General features: G+C 66.7%; 18 protein-coding genes. 4 read left to right on the top strand and 14 right to left on the bottom strand.

The features are described from left to right. The first annotated feature begins 10 nt into the window (after positions 1–10). On the top strand, positions 11–685 hold the full coding sequence (pgl, locus tag FHR04_RS05580) for a 6-phosphogluconolactonase (protein WP_139401460.1): 675 nt from the start codon (positions 11–13) through the stop codon (positions 683–685). 136 nt (positions 686–821) lie between these two features. Here pgl and FHR04_RS05575 read toward each other — a convergent pair whose 3' ends face one another. The 5 genes from FHR04_RS05575 to FHR04_RS05555 all read right to left on the bottom strand — a co-directional run bounded on the left by FHR04_RS05575 (position 822) and on the right by FHR04_RS05555 (position 6,559). Next, the gene (locus FHR04_RS05575) at positions 822–1,895 is read right to left on the bottom strand and encodes a GGDEF domain-containing protein (RefSeq protein ID WP_249038995.1); all 1,074 of its coding nucleotides are present in this window, start codon (positions 1,893–1,895) and stop codon (positions 822–824) included. Positions 1,896–2,184: 289 nt separating this feature from the next. Continuing rightward, positions 2,185–3,288 carry a redox-regulated ATPase YchF gene (gene ychF / locus FHR04_RS05570; protein ID WP_179944610.1) on the bottom strand — a complete coding sequence of 368 codons (1,104 nt, stop codon included), beginning with the start codon at positions 3,286–3,288 and terminating at the stop codon, positions 2,185–2,187. Between the two features lie 281 nt (positions 3,289–3,569). Beyond that, positions 3,570–4,931 (bottom strand): right-handed parallel beta-helix repeat-containing protein, encoded by a 1,362-nt coding sequence (locus FHR04_RS05565; RefSeq protein WP_139401458.1) that lies wholly within the window; start codon positions 4,929–4,931, stop codon positions 3,570–3,572. Positions 4,932–4,982: 51 nt separating this feature from the next. Beyond that, the gene (locus tag FHR04_RS05560; RefSeq protein WP_249038994.1) at positions 4,983–5,573 is read right to left on the bottom strand and encodes a nucleotidyltransferase family protein; all 591 of its coding nucleotides are present in this window, start codon (positions 5,571–5,573) and stop codon (positions 4,983–4,985) included. Next, complete coding sequence (locus tag FHR04_RS05555; protein WP_139401456.1) at positions 5,570–6,559, bottom strand: ADP-ribosylglycohydrolase family protein; 990 nt, start codon at positions 6,557–6,559, stop codon at positions 5,570–5,572. The genes FHR04_RS05560 and FHR04_RS05555 overlap by 4 nt, the downstream gene beginning before the upstream one ends. Before the next feature lie 126 nt (positions 6,560–6,685). Here FHR04_RS05555 and FHR04_RS05550 point away from each other — a divergent pair, with 126 nt between their 5' ends. Continuing rightward, a complete protein-coding gene (locus FHR04_RS05550) occupies positions 6,686–7,207 on the top strand; it encodes a DUF4388 domain-containing protein (protein WP_039684027.1) in 522 nt (173 codons plus the stop codon). A gap of 341 nt (positions 7,208–7,548) precedes the next feature. Here the strand turns inward: FHR04_RS05550 and FHR04_RS05545 are convergent, their stop codons facing one another. The 8 genes from FHR04_RS05545 to FHR04_RS05510 all read right to left on the bottom strand — a co-directional run bounded on the left by FHR04_RS05545 (position 7,549) and on the right by FHR04_RS05510 (position 14,082). Further along, positions 7,549–8,382: a phosphatidate cytidylyltransferase gene (locus FHR04_RS05545; RefSeq protein ID WP_039684029.1), complete on the bottom strand. Its 834-nt coding sequence runs from the start codon at positions 8,380–8,382 to the stop codon at positions 7,549–7,551. Between the two features lie 91 nt (positions 8,383–8,473). After that, positions 8,474–9,025, bottom strand: a complete 552-nt coding sequence (gene frr, locus FHR04_RS05540) for a ribosome recycling factor (protein ID WP_039684032.1) — start codon at positions 9,023–9,025, stop codon at positions 8,474–8,476. A 129-nt stretch (positions 9,026–9,154) separates the two neighbouring features. Beyond that, complete coding sequence (gene pyrH, locus FHR04_RS05535) at positions 9,155–9,862, bottom strand: UMP kinase (RefSeq protein ID WP_039684034.1); 708 nt, start codon at positions 9,860–9,862, stop codon at positions 9,155–9,157. A 126-nt stretch (positions 9,863–9,988) separates the two neighbouring features. Then, positions 9,989–10,786, bottom strand: coding sequence for a translation elongation factor Ts (gene tsf / locus FHR04_RS05530; protein WP_039684036.1), 798 nt, complete (start codon positions 10,784–10,786; stop codon positions 9,989–9,991). A 105-nt stretch (positions 10,787–10,891) separates the two neighbouring features. Then, positions 10,892–11,686 (bottom strand): 30S ribosomal protein S2, encoded by a 795-nt coding sequence (gene rpsB, locus FHR04_RS05525; RefSeq protein WP_039684038.1) that lies wholly within the window; start codon positions 11,684–11,686, stop codon positions 10,892–10,894. Between the two features lie 307 nt (positions 11,687–11,993). Further along, positions 11,994–12,521, bottom strand: coding sequence for a hypothetical protein (locus tag FHR04_RS05520; protein ID WP_052195379.1), 528 nt, complete (start codon positions 12,519–12,521; stop codon positions 11,994–11,996). 35 nt (positions 12,522–12,556) lie between these two features. After that, entirely contained in the window at positions 12,557–13,144 is a 588-nt protein-coding gene (locus tag FHR04_RS05515; RefSeq protein WP_039684039.1) for a GNAT family N-acetyltransferase, read from the bottom strand. After that, positions 13,141–14,082 (bottom strand): hypothetical protein, encoded by a 942-nt coding sequence (locus tag FHR04_RS05510; protein WP_139401453.1) that lies wholly within the window; start codon positions 14,080–14,082, stop codon positions 13,141–13,143. The genes FHR04_RS05515 and FHR04_RS05510 overlap by 4 nt, the downstream gene beginning before the upstream one ends. Positions 14,083–14,255: 173 nt before the next feature. Here FHR04_RS05510 and FHR04_RS05505 point away from each other — a divergent pair, with 173 nt between their 5' ends. Next, entirely contained in the window at positions 14,256–15,140 is an 885-nt protein-coding gene (locus FHR04_RS05505) for an NAD(P)-dependent oxidoreductase (RefSeq protein ID WP_139401451.1), read from the top strand. Continuing rightward, positions 15,137–16,018 carry a DegV family protein gene (locus FHR04_RS05500; RefSeq protein WP_039684043.1) on the top strand — a complete coding sequence of 294 codons (882 nt, stop codon included), beginning with the start codon at positions 15,137–15,139 and terminating at the stop codon, positions 16,016–16,018. The genes FHR04_RS05505 and FHR04_RS05500 overlap by 4 nt, the downstream gene beginning before the upstream one ends. 10 nt (positions 16,019–16,028) lie before the next feature. Here FHR04_RS05500 and nagZ read toward each other — a convergent pair whose 3' ends face one another. Continuing rightward, a complete protein-coding gene (gene nagZ, locus FHR04_RS05495; protein WP_311734707.1) occupies positions 16,029–17,495 on the bottom strand; it encodes a beta-N-acetylhexosaminidase in 1,467 nt (488 codons plus the stop codon). Positions 17,496–17,559: the final 64 nt, after the last annotated feature.

Here is a 17,559-nt window from a genome sequence, read left to right as displayed (position 1 = left end):
GAGGCCAGCCATGAACCTGCGCGTCTTTCCCACCCCCCAGGCCACAGCGGACGCAGCGGCCGAGGCTTTTGCCCGTGCGGCGCGCGAGGCGGTGACGGCGCGTGGGGCCTTCCACGTGGCGTTATCAGGCGGTAGCACCCCCAAACTGATGTACGCCACCCTGCGGGAGCTGCCGGACATTCCCTGGCGGGCGACGCACATCTATTTTGGCGATGAGCGCAGCGTCGGGCCGGACAGCCCCGACAGCAATTACGGCACGGCGCAGCATGACCTGCTGTCCTACGTGCCGGTTCCCTCTGCCCAGATTCACCGCATGGAAGGTGAGCGCCGTCCGCTGGAGGAGGCCGCCGCCGCCTACGCCTCCCTTCTGCCCGAGCGTCTGGACGTGAACCTGCTGGGCATGGGGGACGACGGCCACACCGCCAGCCTGTTTCCCGGCACGGCGGCGCTGGATGCGGACGGACGTGTGGTGGCCAACCGGGTTCCCCAGCACGATACCTGGCGCCTCACCATGACCTTCGGCGAGATCAACGCGGCCCGTCAGCGCTGGCTGCTGGTCACCGGCGCGAACAAGGCGGGCGCTCTGGCCGACGTGCAGGCCGGGCGCGGCAACCATCCGGTCGGCCGGGTCCGGGAGCCGGTGTGGTTCGTGGATGTGGCGGCAGCCGGAGCGCTTCAGTACTGAGGGCAAAAGTCGTTCAGGCCGCCCGACCACCGAAACCGAGCCACCAGTCATCGAAATTCTGCGTGCTGGCGCGTGATCGGGATTTCTCAGTGCCCTGACGCTCGGGGCAAGGGCAGCACTTTTACCGCCATGCCTCTCAACCGGCGGGACTGCGGCGCCATTCGGCCAGACGGATGTCGTTGCGGCCCTGCTGCTTGGCGCTGTACATCGCCTCGTCCGCGCGGGCGATGACTGCCTCGGACAGCTCTCCGGCGGCGGCGTTGGCCACGCCGAAGGAGCCGGTGACCCCCACCACCTCGCCATGCCACTGCTGACGCAGCTCGTTGCGAAGGGTATTCAACAGTTTCCGGACCTGGGTGTCGCTCAGCGGGGGGAGGATCAGCAAAAACTCCTCGCCGCCCCAGCGGGCCGCCACTCCGCCCTGTGGCAACAGCGCCTGGGACAGTTGCGCCACCCCGCGCAACACCAGATCGCCTGCGGCGTGCCCATGCTTGTCATTGATCTGCTTGAAGTGATCGAGATCGAACAGCACGACCGTGTAGGCGGCGCCCCGGCCAGACAGCTCCCGCAGGCGCTCCTCGGCGGCCCGCCGGTTGGCGATTCCCGTCAGCACGTCGATCAGCGCCGCCGAGCGCGAGGCCAGCAGTTGTGCCCGCTGGGCTCCGAAGATCGACTGGATCAGAATCAGCACGCCGCCACTCAGCAGCAACTGTACCGTGGCGCCGATCAGGCTCAGCCGCGTCTCGGCCGGAACCGTAGCGGCCAGGTGCCAGCCACAGATCATCACGGCAATGCCCAGAATGAGGACGGCGTAGTTGGTGGCGACGCGTGCCGGAAAGACGTAAAACGCGGAGGTAAACAGCACCGCGAACCAGTAGGTGTTCTCCGACAGAGTCCTGGCGCCCGGTGGCATCACGCTGTACTGGTGACTCAGGGCCAGCAGCAGATAGGTGCAGCCTCCCAGGAAGGCCAGTGACGTGGCGCGCTCGTAACGGATGAGCCCCATGGACAGCAGCAGCTGTGCGCCCAGCATCAGCGCCGACAGCAGGGGCAAGGCCCAGACGTCCAGCGCGTCGAAGTTCGGGGCCTGGGACCACAGCGCCGCCATGCTGGCACAGACCTCAAGCACCACCACCAGCAGGAACATCCGCCGCTGCCCGGGTTGCCAGGTGGACGGCGGTGCGCTGATGGGACGGCGGGGAACAGTCAAGGGCACTCCACGGAAGAAGAATCAAGGCCTCGGATCGAACAGGCTAGCCCGAACCGGACTGACCAGAACGATAGGTCAGGGGACACCAGAGCAGGGGACGACTGGGCACAGGATACACCGTTCTCCACCCAAGCATTTCATCTCTTTCGTTTTGTGGCACGGGTTCCAGCCTCTGCCATGCTCCGTGCCCCAGGCTGAGACACGCTGCTCGGGGCACCCGCGGCTGGGCTGACGTCTAGGATGGCCCCACCTTGACCCTGGCTGGCGACGTCAGCCGTTCAGGCCAGAACTACGAGTTGTGCAGCACGTTCATGATGTCGCCGTCCTTCATCACGTATTCCTTGCCCTCGGTGCGGACCCAGCCCTTGGCCTTGGCGCCCACCCAGCCCCCGGCCTCCACCATCTTGTTCCACTCGATAACCTCGGCGCGAATAAAACCGCGTTCCAGATCGCTGTGGATCTCCCCGGCGGCCTCCGGGGCTTTCTCGCCGTCACGGATGGTCCAGGCGCGCACTTCCTTTTCACCGCTGGTGATGAAGGTGATCAGGCCCAGCGTCTGGTAGCCCACCTTGACCAGCTGATCCAGGCCGCTTTCCTGGACGCCCAGGTCGGTCAGGAACTCGTGGGCCTCATCTTCGGGCATTTCCGCCAACTCCCCCTCGATCTGGGCGCTGATCTTGACCACGTTTGCGCCCTCGGCGGCGGCGTACTCGCGGACCTGACGCACGTAATCATTGTCCTCGGTCAGGTCGTCCTCACCCACGTTGGCCACGTAGATCACGGGCTTGGTGGTGATCAGGCCAAACTCTTTGGGAACCGGCGCGTCGTAGCTGCCGGCGCGGGCGGGTTTGCCCTCGCCCAGCACGGCCAGAATCTGCTCGGCCAGTTCAGCGTGCTCGCGCGCTTCCTTGTCTCCGCCCTTGCCCTTTTTCTGCAGGTTGCCCAGCCGTTTTTCCAGACCGGCCAGGTCCGCCAGGATCAGTTCAGTGTTGATGGTCTCGATATCATCCAGCGGATCGACCGTACCGGCCACATGTACCACGTTGTCGTCGGCGAAGCAGCGCACCACATGGGCAATCGCGTCGGCCTCACGGATGTTCGCCAGGAACTGGTTGCCCAGACCCTCGCCCTTGCTGGCCCCCTTGACGAGCCCGGCAATGTCCACGAACTCTACGAAGGTGGGGATAATCGGCGGCACGCGCTCGCCCTTGGTAAACACCCGGCTCAGGGCGCTCAGGCGCTCGTCCGGCACCGTCACGCGGCCCACGTTGGGCTCGATGGTGGCGAAGGGATAGTTGGCCGCCAACGCTCCAGCGCGGGTGATGGCGTTAAACAGCGTGCTTTTTCCGACGTTCGGCAATCCGACAATTCCAATGCTCAGGTTAGAAGCCACAAAGACCCTCCAGTTTCTCTGCCTGCCAGTCCAGCAGGGCAACCCTTGCAGTTTAAGCCAAAAGGATGCTCGGCCGCGTCGCCCCGTCCAGTGAAGTGTCTGGGGCTGCCGACAACGCCCGCCGAGGTCCGGTGAGTCCTGGCTGGACGGCGAGACAGCCCCACGCGTTGGCGGCCCCCGATGATGAGGCACGGACCTGGCCATGGCCCGCCCGCCCGACAAACACAGGGCGACTTAGGAAGGCGCGGCGTCTGTGTCAGGCCAGCCGGAGCATGGGTGGGTTACGGCGAATTGGCGGTGCCGGGTGCGCGGCGCACACCGACCACCACCTTGGCATCCCGCAGCTTGTTCTGCCAGTAGGCGAATTCCTCGCGCTCGACATCATCATCCACTGGAACAGGCCAGGACTCGTTGTCCTTGCAGATGTTGCCCTTAGTTTCCTGGCAACTGGGGGTCCACAGGTTGTGGTAATACACCTTGCCTGCAGAGTCAAACCGTTTCCAGCCGATCACGTTCTTCTCGACCACGTTGTTGAGGAAGGTCCGGGAGTTGTTGCCGGCCCCATTGATATTCCAGACATACAGGCCGACATTGGCGTTTGGATCGACCACGCCGCCCGGCAGCAACCCTGTGGAAACGAGCCGGTTGCTGTACACCCGCTGATGGTGTCCGCCCGCAATCCCCACCCCATGGTTAGAGGTATTGATCACCTGGTTGTTAAAAACCTCGACATACCCGCCCGCGATGTCCATGCTGTCCTTGCGCCCGTCACCCAGCAAGATGCCGCCGCCTGAATAATCCTTGGCCTTCAGAGGGTTGGCGGAGTAAGCCCCGTGAATATAGTTGTCGTGAATGCTGATCGGACTGGCGGCCGTGCCGCTGGACTCGTACATGCTGATGTTGTCCTCGACCGCACTCTTGCCCGGCTCGTTGACCACCTCGTTCCAGGCAATCTCGACTTTGGGCACCCGGGCGATCCGGTTAAACTGCACCGCCTGAACAGAGTGGCGTTTTCCAGTGTATTTCCCCTGCTGGTTCACGATCCGTCCATCCACGTTCCTGACCCGGTTGCGCAGAATCTTGATGGTCTGTCCAGCCCCAGGATTCCCATTGAAGAGATTGATGTAGATGCCCGAAGTGCCCTGCATGTCGTTGTTCTCAACAAGCAGGTTGAGGGCCGTCACGACAGCCAGAAACCGACCAGGATACGCCCCGTTGGTCAGGGGGTTAAGCCCGTAGCCGGTGGTGTTCCGAACCGTCAAATTCACCTCGTTGCCGCGAATCAGGTTGCCGCGCCCACGCAGAAACGAGTTCTCGATCACGACAGGTTCACTGGTCTTGATGGTGACGGCCGCCACCTCCGGGTCAAAACTCTGCCAGTTGCCCCGGTACGTGCCGCCGCGGGTGATGACCAGGGGGCCGGCATACGCGGGTCCCTCGGACGGATCGGTGTCCGGGACGATGGTGCGCGGATCGACACTGGGGACGCAGGCCGTCAGCCCCAGCGTGAGGGCTCCGAGGATGAAAGCCGCACGGAGCATCCTTCGCCCCGGCCCACGCGCAGCCGTGCCTCCCGTCTTCTCACGAGGTGTCACCGACGCGTTCTCTACGTTCCCGAGCGCTGCTTTCCTGATGGCTTTCACGTGTACAACAGTGTATCTGGGGTAGGTGAGTGTTGTCCTCCGTTCCAGTCCTCACACCAGTCGTTGCTGGGTCACCACCGGCCTGTCGGACCGCAGCCAGGGCCAGCGCCGCGTGTAGTCAGCGATCTTGGCGGCGCACAGACCGGGGGTGTGGTTATGAGGATTGGGGCGCAGGAGGCCGCTGGCCAGCTCATCCAGACCGTAGGGCGCGTGGACCGCACCGTGCGCGCTGATGCCCACGCAGGTGCAGGTCACCAGAAACTGATCAATGCCCTCGCGGACGCTGTTCAGCGGCGGGCGGTCCTGCCCGAACTTTCCATTGAACCACAGGTGAACGCGGGCCTGATTCCGGACCTCAATGGGCACGTTCAGGTCGCCGAACAGGGCCTGTGCACGGCGGATCACAGCGTCCTCGGCCTCGTAGCTGACGTCGTCATCCCAGTAGAACACGTCGTAATCCCGAATCTGCGCCGTGGGTGGCTGACCGCTCCGCACGTTCCAGACCGTGCCGAACAGCGCTCCCGCGACCAGATGGCCCTGTTGCACGTCCAGGTCCGGCAACCGCTCCAGAATGGCCGCGTTGAATGGATTCAGGCGGACCAGCCTCAGGAATTCAGCCTGGCTCAGGCTTGCCGTATTCATCCCTGCCGCGCCGCCTGCACCAGGGCAGGAAACTGCGTGGTGCAGATCCAGTCGCGCTGCCAGCCCGGCCAGGTATGACCCAGGCGTAGTGTGGGCAGCAGCCGCGAGGGAACAGTCAGCCCCCGCGCTCCGGCAATGGCCCCCACCACGCAGGCCACTGTGTCGCTGTCGTCGCCCAGCAGGACGGCGGCCTCCACACAGGCCTGCCACGAGTTGGCCCCGGCGTGCTTCACGGCGGCCTCCAACGTATCCAGCACGAACCCGCTCTGCGAGGTCAGGGTCCCCGACAATCCGGATCGCACGCGGGCGCGGACCTCGGCCCGGGCCTGCCGCTCGCGGTCCTTGAAGGCCGCATGGGCTTCGCGCGTGTCCAGACCGAACAGACCCTGGTCCAGCAGGGCCGCGCGGGCGTCAAAGTCATCGGTCACGGCCAGCGCGGTGGCGGCGGCGGCGGCGTAGGGTTGTCCCCCAGCCAGCGCCTCCAGAAACGCCGTCAGAAAGACGGAGGCGTACACGCAGCGCGGGTCGGCGTGGGTCAGGGCCGTGACCGCTGCCGACTCACGGGCCAGGGCGCTGCCCCGGAAACCGGCGATCCACACGGCGGCAATTCGCATCAGTCCGCCGTTTCCGGCCCCCTGGAAACCGCTGGCCTGCCACGCGCGCACCCCGCCGTCAAGCGCACAGAACCGCAGGGCCGCGCGGGTCAGGCCGCCCACGTCCGGCGGCCCAGCCTCCAGCCAGGCGTGCAGGGCTGCCAACACACCCTCCAGACCGCTGCGGCGCGCGTAACCCAGCAGCGTCGCCACGGTCATCTGGGTGTCGTCGGTGGCCTCGCCCGGCGCGAAGCCGAACACGCTGCCCGGCTGGTAGTCGGTGATGGTCTGGCCGTAATGGGCCGCGATCGCCTGGGGCGTTTTGAATTCGGTGGCCGCTCCCAGCGCGTCTGCGGCTGCCAGCGAGAGGAGCGTCCCGGTCCCGGTGAACATGGGGGCATTGTGCCACGGACGCTTTGCTGCGGTCCGGTAGACCGCCCGGTCACCCCCGCCCCCACCGGGGGCATCCCAGCGCCCCGCCCTGTTCAGCGGTTCCAGGCCCTACACTGTGCTCACGTTATGGTGCGCGGCGACCTCGCAGTCTTTCCCTTTCTTTCCGTGATGCAGATGCTCCTGACCAGTGGCCGGGAAGGGCTGCTGAGCGTGGACCACGTGCGCGGCGGCCAGCTGTGGCTGGAGCGCGGTGAGATCATCCACGCCCGCTGCGGCGCGCTGACCGGCGACGCCGCGCTGCAACTGCTCGCCAGCCTGGGCAGCGGCACCTTCGTGTTCGAGCCGGGCATCAGCGCCCCCGAGCGCACCCTGCATCTGCACCGCGACTCGGCGCTGCGCCGCCTGTTCGAGGAAAGCAACGCCTGGGAGCCGCTGCTGCGCGCCTTTCCCGACTGGCAGCGCCGCCTGCGCTTCACCCCCCGCTGGACCGAGGCCCAGCCCGTCACCCAGCCCCAGTTCCGCGCCCTGAAACTGGTCTCGCAGGAACTGGACATCCGCACCCTGCTGGAACGTTGCGGCGAGGCGCCGCGCAGCGTGCTGGAGACCCTGCGGCCCTTCATGCTGGCCGGGCTGATCGAGGAATGCTGAGCCAAGCTCCGGCGAAAAGGCAGACATGGACCCTGGGAGCCAGTCAGGCAGGCTGGAAGGGAGACATCCTTCCAGTCCAGCACGCTCCCACAGCGACGGTGGACTCTGGCCACGGCGGCGGGCAAGAGGACAGCGGGGGGGGATTACGTGGGGCGGACACTCCCGCACTCTCCCGATCCATCAACGGTACGCACAATTCGCTGGCCTTCCGCCCTGCGGATTCCCTGGCACGCAAACAATGAACCGGGCGGAAAGAAAGCCTCCGGCCGGTTCATTGAGACACCACTGTATTTCTTATCAGTCAAAACTGCATCCCTGGCGGGACGTCCACCTGCAAGTCCCTACCGTGAAAACACGCTGATCTGCAGGAACAGGTAGGTGGCCGGCACGGCGAACAACAGGCTGTCAATGCGGTCCAGAAAGCCGCCGTGACCTGGCAGGCTGGTGCCGCTGTCCTTGGTTTTCAGGGCGCGCTTGATCAGGCTCTCGGCCAGGTCGCCCAGCTGACTGGCGCTGGCCACCAGAATGGAGTACAGCAGCGATTCCAGCGGGGACCAGATGCCGCTCAGGCTGGAGATCGTCAGCACGATCAGGAACCCGGCCAGCAGGCCGCCTATGGCCCCCTCGACGGTCTTGCCGGGACTGACTTCCGGGGCCAGCTTGCGGCGGCCGAAATAGTAGCCGCCAAAAAAACCCCCGATGTCGGCGGCGAAGGTGGCCAGCAGCGGCAGCGCGAAATACAGCAGCCCTGCCGTGGCGTCTGGGCTGTAGCGCAGCAGCAGGAAATAGCCCAGCAGCCAGGGAATGTACAGCAGGCCAAACACGCTGTAGACCACGCGCTCCAGCGGGCGTTCGCCGGGGCGCACCACCTCCATGACCAGCAGGTAGGCCAGCGCAATGGTCAGCACCACCTCGCGCCACGAGCCGCCGGGCCACGGCGGGGTCTGCGCCCACACCGGCAGGCTGGCAACGATGATGGCGGCGGCGAACACGCCCAGGCTGACCCGCCGCACGTCGATGTCGTTGCGGTCCAGCATGCGGACGTACTCGTAGAGCCCCATCACCGAGACGAAAATCAGCGCCGGCAGCATCGCCCACCAGCCGATCCAGATCATCACGCTGATAAGGGCGAAGCCCACCACCGACGTCAGGACGCGGGTGCTCAGGCTCTCCACGGCACCTCCAGCCCACGGTGGACCATGGCGGGCGTGGACCATGGGGGTCTTCCATGGTCCACGCGCCGCAGGTCACCGTCTGGGGCGGTCCTCACCCGAGGATTTCCTGCTCCTTCTTGTGGAAGGTACTGTCCACACGGGCAATGAACTCGTCGGTGATCTTCTGCACGTCGGCCTCGCCGCGCTTGATGTCGTCGTCGCCGATGCCTTCGAGCTTCTTGACATCATCCAGCGAGTGCTTGCGCAGGTTGCGGATGGCGATACGGGCGTCCTCGGCGTAGGTCTTGGCGTTCTTGACCAGATCCTTGCGGCGCTCCTCGGTCAGCACCGGCAGACTGATGAAGATGGTGTCGCCCTTGTTGTTGGGATTCAGGCCCAGATCGCTGTCGCGGATGGCCTTCTCGATGGGGGCCAGGGCGCCCCGGTCCCACGGCGTGATGACCAGCGTGCGGGCGTCGGGCGTGCTGACGCTGGCGACCTGATCGATGGGCATGGACTGACCGTAATAGTCCACGACGATACGCTTGAGGATGCCAGGGTTGGCGCGGCCTGTGCGCAGCACGCTCAGGTTGCTTTCCAGCGACTCGATGGCCTTGCCCATCTTCTCGCGGGTCTCGGCCTGAATGGTTTTCATGTCGGACATGGGGAAACACTCCTTGTGGATGAATGGGAAGACGAGGACCGAATGGCCGAGTTTACCCCGGCAGCGCGTGGGGAGAAGAGCAGAGCCGTGATCGTCTCGTGCGAGGTTCCCCCACCACGCGCCGTCCCGTCACGCCTGGATCAGCGTGCCCACCCGCTCGCCCCGGAACAGCCGCTCCAGGTTGCCCGGCTCGAACAGATCAAAGACCACGATGGGCAGGCCCTTGTCCATGCACAGCGTGATGGCCGTGGCGTCCATGACGGCCAAGCGGCGCTCGACCACCTCGTGGTGGGTCAGGGTGTCGAACCGGACGGCCTGCGGGTTCTTCTGCGGATCGCTGTCGTACACGCCGTCCACCTTGTTCTTGGCCATCAGCACCACCTCGGCGCCAATTTCCAGGGCGCGCAGGGTGCTGGTGGTGTCGGTGGTGAAAAACGGCGCGCCGTTGCCGCCGCCGAAGATCACCACGCGGCCCTTTTCCAGATGGCGCATGGCCCGGCGGCGGATGTACGGCTCGGCCACCGCTGCCATCGGGATGGCGCTCATGACGCGGGTGGGGCGTCCGGCGGTCTCCATCGCGTCTTGCAGGGCCATCGCGTTCATGACGGTGCCCAGCATGCCGATGTAGTCGGCGGTGGCGGGGTCCATGCCCACGCCGTTGCGGGCGCCGCGCCAGAAGTTGCCGCCGCCGATCACGATGGCCAGCTCGATCTCGCTGCCTTTCAGGGCCTCACTGATCAGCCGCGCCAGGCGGGCGGTGGTGTCGGGACTGATGCCAAAGCCCTCCTCCCCGGACAGAAACTCACCGGAGAGCTTGAGCAGAACGCGCTTGAACATGGGAGGCCACCTCGCAGGCAGGAGAAGGGGGGCAGGAAAAAGCCCGGCAACCGCTGGGGCCACCGGGAAGGGAAAGGACGCGGCCCGAAAAAAGAGGCGGCCATCTGCGCCGCCCCTCCTTGTTGATCACGAACCGATTTCGAACCGGACGAAGTTGTTCACCGTGGCGTCGCCCAGGTACTTGCCCACCGTCATGGAGTTGTCCTTGACGAATTTCTGCTCGGGCAGCACCTTGTCCTCGTAGAACTTGCCGATCTGACCCGAGACGATCTTCTCGACGATCTGCTGGGGCTTGCCCTCGTTCAGCGCCTTGTTGGTCAGGATCTCGCGCTCCTTCTCGATGTCCTCGCTGTTGACCTGCTCGCGCTTCAGGTACTGCGGGTTCTCGGCGGCCACGTGCAGGGCCACGTCCTTGGCCTGCGCCGCCGTGCCGCCGTCCAGGTCCACCAGCACGCCGATCTTGCCGTTGCTGTGGACGTAGCCGGCGATCTGCTGGCCTTCCAGGTAGGCCACGCGGTTCAGCACCAGGTTCTCGCCGATGCGTCCGGCGGCGGCGGCCACCACGGTGCCCACGCTCTCGCCGCCGTCCATCGTGAAGTTCTTCAGTTCTTCAACGTCGCTGGTCTTGGCCTTCAGCGCCGCCGCAGCCAGCTGCTCGACGAGCTGCTGGAAGTCGGCGTTGCGGGCCACGAAGTCGGTCTCGCTGTTGACTTCCACCATCGCGGCGGCGTTGCCGTCCACCACGAAGCGCACCAGCCCCTCGCGGGCCTCACGGTCCGCCTTCTTGGCGGCCTTGACGATGCCGCGCTCGCGCAGCAGGGCCACGGCCTTGTCCTCATCGTTGCCCGCGTCGGCCAGGGCCTTCTTCACGTCCATCATGCCCGCACCGGTCAGTTCGCGCAGTTTCTTGATTGATTCCAACATTTTGGTTCCTCCTGAAGTAGATTCACGGCAAGAATGGGGGGCGCGGCCCGCTTACCGCGCAGCGACGCCCCCCACTCTGAACCCGGGTTGAGCTGCGAATTGGGTTTAGCTGCGGCCCTGGGTGGTGGTGACCTGGGCGGTGTCGCCGCCCTCACCCTGCTCGGCGGCCATCATGCCGGCGTTCTCGCCGTCCACGCGCTCGCCGGAGACGTCCTCGCCGCCGCCCCGCGCTTCGACCAGCAGGTCGCCGATGCGGTGCGTGATCAGCTGGATGCTGCGGATCGCGTCGTCGTTGCCGGGCACGATGTAGTCGATCACGTCCGGGTCAGAGTCGGTGTCGGCCAGCGCGATCACGGGAATCCCGAGCTTGTTGGCTTCCTGCACGGCGATGACTTCCTTGGTGGGGTCCACCACGAAGATCGCGTCGGGCAGGCGGTTCATCTTGCGGATGCCGCCCACGAAGCGCAGCAGCCGCTCGCGCTCGGTGCCCAGGGCGATGCGCTCGGCCTTGGGGCGGTCATTGATGCGCTCGGACTCGAACAGGTCGTCGAGTTCGTTCAGGCGGTCGATGCGGGTGCGGATGGTCTTGAAGTTGGTGAGCATGCCGCCCAGCCAGCGGCTGGTGACGAAGGGCATGCCGGTGCGGCGCGCTTCGAGTTCCACGATCTCCTGCGCCTGCTTCTTGGTGCCGACGAACAGGATGACGCCGCCGCGCTCGGCGAGTTCCTTGATGAAATCGAAGCTGCGGTCCACCTGCTTGAGGGTCTTCTGCAGATCGATGATGAAAATGCCGTTGCGCTCGGCGAAGATGAAGCGCTTGAACTTGGGGTTCCAGCGCTTGGTTTCGTGGCCGAAGTGCACTCCGGCTTCCAGCAGTTGCTTCATGCTGATGTACGACATGGTGGGGCTCCAATAAGCGTTGAGGTGGGAAGAGTTTGCCGTCCTCGTGCCAGCCCAGCGTCTGTTCTCGCTGATCATTGGGCCAGGCCGATGCGCGACGCTCGAGCGCGCACGGCGGGTCACGGGGGCACCCAACCGAGGAGTATAGCGCCTCTGGGCAGGCGAGGGAAGCGGCCAGCGGCCACCTTCGGCACCGTGACAAGAGAAATGTGGGATCAGGAGTGCAAGACAACGACTCCCCCGCCCAGAGGGGGCGAGGGACTGGGGCAGTTCATAATGGAAAGACGCGGCCTTCAGGCCAAAGGGCTCAATTCAGACGGACGCTGTTGGTCAGGTTGCGGATGACCGCCTCGTTGCGCGAGTAATCCTTGACCTTGCCGGCGATGGTCAGCACCAGCATGCGGCCACCCGCGCTGGTGACCATCAGTTCGCGGCGCAGGTCATCGTCCTGGCCGGGCGTGGTAAACACGAACTGCGCCCACGGCGAGCCGCCCATCTGCAGCAGGCTGGACTTGAGGGTCTTGACGTTCGGCACCTGCGCGCGGATCACGGCGGGGAACTGCGCCACCAGTTTTTCCACCTCGTTGGCCGCCAGCTTGCTGGTCCGCCACTCGAAGGCCACGCTGACCTTGCGGTCCTCGGTCATGAACACCGCGTCAGGACGGCCCGCCGCCGAGGGAAAGGCGGCACGAATCCCGGCCTGGTTCAGGGTCAGGAGTTTGGCGTTGGGTTCCACAGAAAGCGGCAGGCTGTCCAGTTTCACCGGCACGGCGTGGGCCTGGCCTGGAATCAGCAGACCCGCCAGCAGGGTCACGGTCAGAAGAGGACGGATCATTTCGCTGTCAACCCTAACCTTCCCTGCCCGGCAGCTTATGAGCCGCCTGTGAGGAACGTGCGGCCTCCTGTCACCTGCGCGTCAGATTCCGGGGGGCTGCCCGGCGGAACTTCCACCCCTTCCCCGCCCAGCAGCAGTTGCACGAACGCCAGATCCAGCCAGCGCCCGAACTTGCGCCCCACCTGCCGGAACCGGGCCACCTGCACGAAGCCCAGCCGCGCGTGAAAGGCCAGGCTGCCCACGTTATCGGCGTCCACCCCGCCCAGCATGACGTGAAAGCCCCTGGCCCGCGCGTCCGCGATCAGCGCGAGCATCAGCCGGCGGCCCAGGCCCGCACCGCGCCGGCCCTCACGGATGTAGACGCTGTGTTCCACCGTCTGCGCGTAACCGGGTTTTTCCCGGAAGGGGCCGTAGGTGGCCCAGCCGAGCACCTCGCCCGACTCCTCCAGCACCAGTACCGGCCAGCCGGCGGCCTGCTTGTGATCAAACCACGCCAGTCGGGTGTCCAGCGAGACAGCTTCCAGGTCATACGAGGCGGTGGTGTGCAGCACCGCGTGGTTGTAGATCTCCAGCAGGGCCGGGACATCGGCGCGCGTGGCCGGACGGACGCGGGAAGGCGTCACACCTTCAGATCGTCCGGCGTGTGCGGGTCTGCTGAGCCGAAGCGGTCTTCCAGAAAGCGCTGGTGGGTCAGCAGTTCGCGCCCACCGGCCTGCAACGAGGCGTCGAGGATGCCCTGCACCGCGTCCAGCAGCAGATCGAGCTGTTCGCGCAGCAGATCACGGCCCGTCTTGTCACCCTCGATGGGCACCGTGTCGGCCCGCGTGCGCGGCAACTTCAGGTAGGCGCCCACGGCGGTGGGCACGTACTCCTCGCGGATGGCGCGGGCCAGATATTCGGCCTCGCTGCCCTGCTGGCCCAGGCCGTGCAGGTGGGTAAGCGCCTCCTTGGTCCGCAGGTTCAGCGCCACCAGCTGGGCGCGGGCCTCGCCGGGCAGGCGGCTGTCTCGCATCCAGTCGGTGTACGGATCGGCCGCAGGAGGCACGGACACTTTCGAGCCAGGCTCTTTGCGGCGGGCCTGTTTGGCCGAAACCCGCTCCTTTTCCTCCGCTTCCTTTCCACCAGTCCACGGGCCGAAGGAGAAGCCACCCGCGTGTTCGGGCAGCTCGGCGGGTGACGGTGCATCGGTGGCGGCCTTGCCCGCCCGGCCCACAAGCGACCACCCCGCGGTAAACAGCCAGATCAGGCCCATGATCGCCAGCGGAAAGACCATCCAGCCTGCCCCCGCCACCATGAAGAGGCTCGAGGCCACCAGCGCCGCCAGCAGCGCGGGCCAGCGCTTCTGCCAGTGGCCGAACGCGGTCGAGCCAAAATAGCCCAGCAACATGCCCGCCGCAGGATGCACGTCCCACTCTGCCCCCAGCACGGCCAGCAGCAGCAATAGGGCCGCCGCGAAGGCCACCGCCTCCCACTGCCGCCCGCGTTTGGAGAACAGCACCGAGGCGAACAGCCCCAGCGCGATGCCCGCCGCCGGGTGAACGATCCAGGCAACCGCTTCCATCAGTTCCGCTTCCCTTCACCGAACATGCCCTAGCCTACCGCTCCGGACTGGGCGAAAGGCGAACGGTACGCCGGGCCGCGCTCCCTCTGGCACCCCGGCGAGGCCCACCTCTAAAGATTGCACCGCGTTCAATTTCAGCCCTCCGCTCACCGGTTCCCTCTAGCCTGTACGGGATGAAGACTGCCGCATTTCTGGGCCTCGGCGCGATGGGCGTGCCGATGGCCGCCGCGCTGGCCCGCCGCGCCGCCGAAACGGGCGGGCGCGTCCTGGTCTGGAACCGTCATGCCGACAAGGCCCAGGCCCACGCCGCCGAGTACGGCACGCAAGCTGCGGCGCTGGAGGACATGGGGCAGGCGGGGGTGATCTTCAGTTGCCTGCCCACCAGCGCGGACGTGGACGAGGTGATCGGGCAACTGGAGGGGCACCTGAATCCCGGCACGGTCTGGGTGGACTGCACCAGCGGTCACCCGGATGCGGCACAGTCACAGCGCGCGCGCTTGCTGACGCGCGGCGTGCGGCTTCTGGACGCCCCGGTCAGCGGCGGCGTGAGCGGCGCGGTGGCGGCCACCCTGACCGTGATGCTCGGCGGCCCGGCGGACGAGGTGGAGGCGGTGCGCGGCGAGCTGGCCTTCGCGGGCAAGGCGGTGCATGTGGGCGACACGGGCGCGGGTTTCGCAGTGAAGGCGGTCAACAACGCGCTGCTGGCCGTGAACCTGTGGGCGGCGGGCGAGGGGCTGGCCGCGCTGGGTCGGGGTGGGGTGGACCTGGGTGCGGCGCTGACGGTCATCAACGCCAGCAGCGGGCGCAGCAACGCCACCGAGCACCTGATTCCGGCCCGCGTGCTGACCCGCGCCTTTCCGCCCACCTTCGGGCTGGGCTTGCTGGCCAAGGACATCGGCATCGCGCTGGACGTGGTGGGCGGCGTCAGGGGCAGCGCGCCGGTGCTGGCGCAGGTGGCCGCCCTGACCCGCGCCGCCGCGCAGATGATTGGCCCCGACGAGGACCACACCGCCCTGCTGAAACTGGTGGAGCAGATGAACGCACAGGAGATCAAATGACACAGCAAACGAACCACCCGCGCTTCGCCGTCGCCACGGACGGCGGGCTGGACGCCTTCGAGGGGCTGAACAACGCCGTGCCCGTCGCCCCGTTCTCGGTCAATTTCGGCAACACGAGCTACCGCACCGACGAGATCTCACGCGCGGACCTGTTCAAGGAGCTGCAAACCAACCCTCAGCATCCCACCAGCAGCCAGCCGACGCCTCAGGAATGGGCCGACGCGATCCGCGCTGCCGGCTCGCCACAGGTGCTGGCCGTGACCATCAGCGCGGGCCTCAGCGGCAGCCGCAACGCCGCCGATCAGGCCAGGGGCGTGCTGGACGGCATTGACGTTCGGCTGCACGATTCGGGCACGCTAAGCGCGGCGCAGGCGTTTCAGGTTCACGCCGCGCAGACCGCCGCGTTGCGGGGCGAATCGCTGGAAACGGCCTTGGACTGGGTTCGCGCCGTCCAGCAGGAAACCGAGCTGTACTTCACCATCGAGACCCTGGAATACCTGCGCCGGGGCGGGCGCATCGGGCGGGTGCAGGCCACGCTGGGCGGGCTGCTGAACCTCAAACCGGTGATCACGGTGGACAAGGCGACGGGCGCCTACACCAATGTCAGCCGCGCCCGCAGCTACAAGGGCGGCATCGAGGCGGTGGGCCAGCAGGTGACCCGCACCTACGGCGAGGGCACGCCGCTGCGCGTGGGCCTGTTGTACGGCAACGTCCGCGAGGACGCCGACGTGCTGCTGGAACAGTTGAGGGGAAGGCACCCCATCGTGTGGTCCGGTGCAGCGGGGGTCAACCCGGTGCTGAACGTCCACACCGGGCCGCGTGCGCTGGGCGTGGCAGCCGCGCCGGGCCAGTGGCCGTGGGAGCGGGGCAACCAGTAATCAGCCGGGGTCAGGACGGGGCGAAAGGAAGAATTCCCCCTGCCCCTGTCTCCCCTTTCAGCCAGCCCAGCACGGCGGCGCGGGCTTCGGGCCGGAAACCGTAGGCCAGCAGCGCGGGCGCATCGACGTCCAGCACAGCATAGGGGTTGTACAGGGCGATGTGCAGGTCCGGCTGCACGCCGATCAGGGCCGGGTGACGGTGGCGGGCGGTGGTGGCCAGAATTACCGGATCACCAGCGGCGCGGGCCGCGTGCCAGTTGATCTCGTCTGGCGTCTCGAAGGGGATGAGGTTGACGTCGTAGACCTGCCCCAGCTCGCGGGCCAGCGTTTCGGCGTCGGCTCCAGCCTCGCTGACCGTCTCGCGCACGGGCTGGCGGTGGGCGATCAGGGTGATGCGGGAACCGGGTTTGGGCGGGACTGGATTGCGGTAGGCCGTGAGGCCCTGCGCCCAAGCATGGCGCAGGAGGTCCGCGTCGTCCTGTGGATTCAGCGAGGTGTCCGCCCGCGCCGGGTACTGCCGGCCCAGCGCGTGCAGACGCTCCAGACTGGCCTCCATTTCCTGACGGTTCAGCCGATTCTGCAGCGCCGCGCCGATGGCCTCCAGCGTGGCCTCCTGCGCCTCTCGGCGGCCCAGGGCCATCACCAGATCGGCCCCCGCTTCCAGCGCCAGCACCCCCGCCTCGCCGCGCCCGTAGTGGTCATCGATGGCTTTCATGCCCATGCTGTCGGTGACGGTCACGCCGTCAAAGCCCCATTCCTGCCGTAGCAGTCCAGTTAGAATCCGGCGCGAAAGGGTGGCGGGATGCACGTCATCCAGCGTGGGGTAGACGATGTGGGCGGTCATCACGGCGGGCGTCCAGGGCAGCAGGTCACGGAAGGGGGCGAATTCGGTGGCCTCCAGCTCGGCGCGGCTCTTGTCCACGCGCGGCAGGGCCAGGTGGCTGTCCACCCGCGTGTCGCCATGCCCCGGAAAATGCTTGACGCAGGCGGCCACCCCCGCCGCCGCTAAGCCGGCCAGCGCCGCCCGCCCGTGCCGCGTGACGGTGGCCGGGTCCGCCCCGTAGGCCCGTTCGCCGATCACCGGATTGGCCGGGCTGACGTTCACGTCCAGCACCGGGGCGAAATTCCAGTTGATGCCGACGCTCCGGAGCTGGCGGCCCAGCGCCGCCGAGACGTCCTGGGTCAACGCCGCGTCGTCCGCCGCGCCCAAATCCATCGCGGACGGGGCGAAGGGCCAGAAGTCCGGGCGCAGAATCGCGCCGCCCTCATGGTCCAGGGCAATCAGCGCGTCCTCGCCCAGCACCTCGCGAAGATCGGCGCACAGACGGCGCAATTGCGCCACCGACTCGATGTTCTTGCCGAACAGACACACGCTGCGGACGCCGTATTTTTTGAGGTGCGCGGCCGTCTCGGCGTCCAGCACAGGGCCGGGAATGTCCACCATCGCGAAGGCGCCGGGCAGGGGTTGGGCAGTCATGGCCCGCAGGGTAACAGCCCCGAGGCGCAAATGAGGAAGCCCGACAACTTCTCAGGCAAGCGCG

The sequence above is a fragment of the Deinococcus radiopugnans ATCC 19172 genome, from assembly GCF_006335125.1.
Lineage (GTDB): Bacteria > Deinococcota > Deinococci > Deinococcales > Deinococcaceae > Deinococcus > Deinococcus radiopugnans.
Note: the sequence above shows the minus strand (reverse complement) of the source record. Positions and strands in the feature narration are given on the sequence as shown.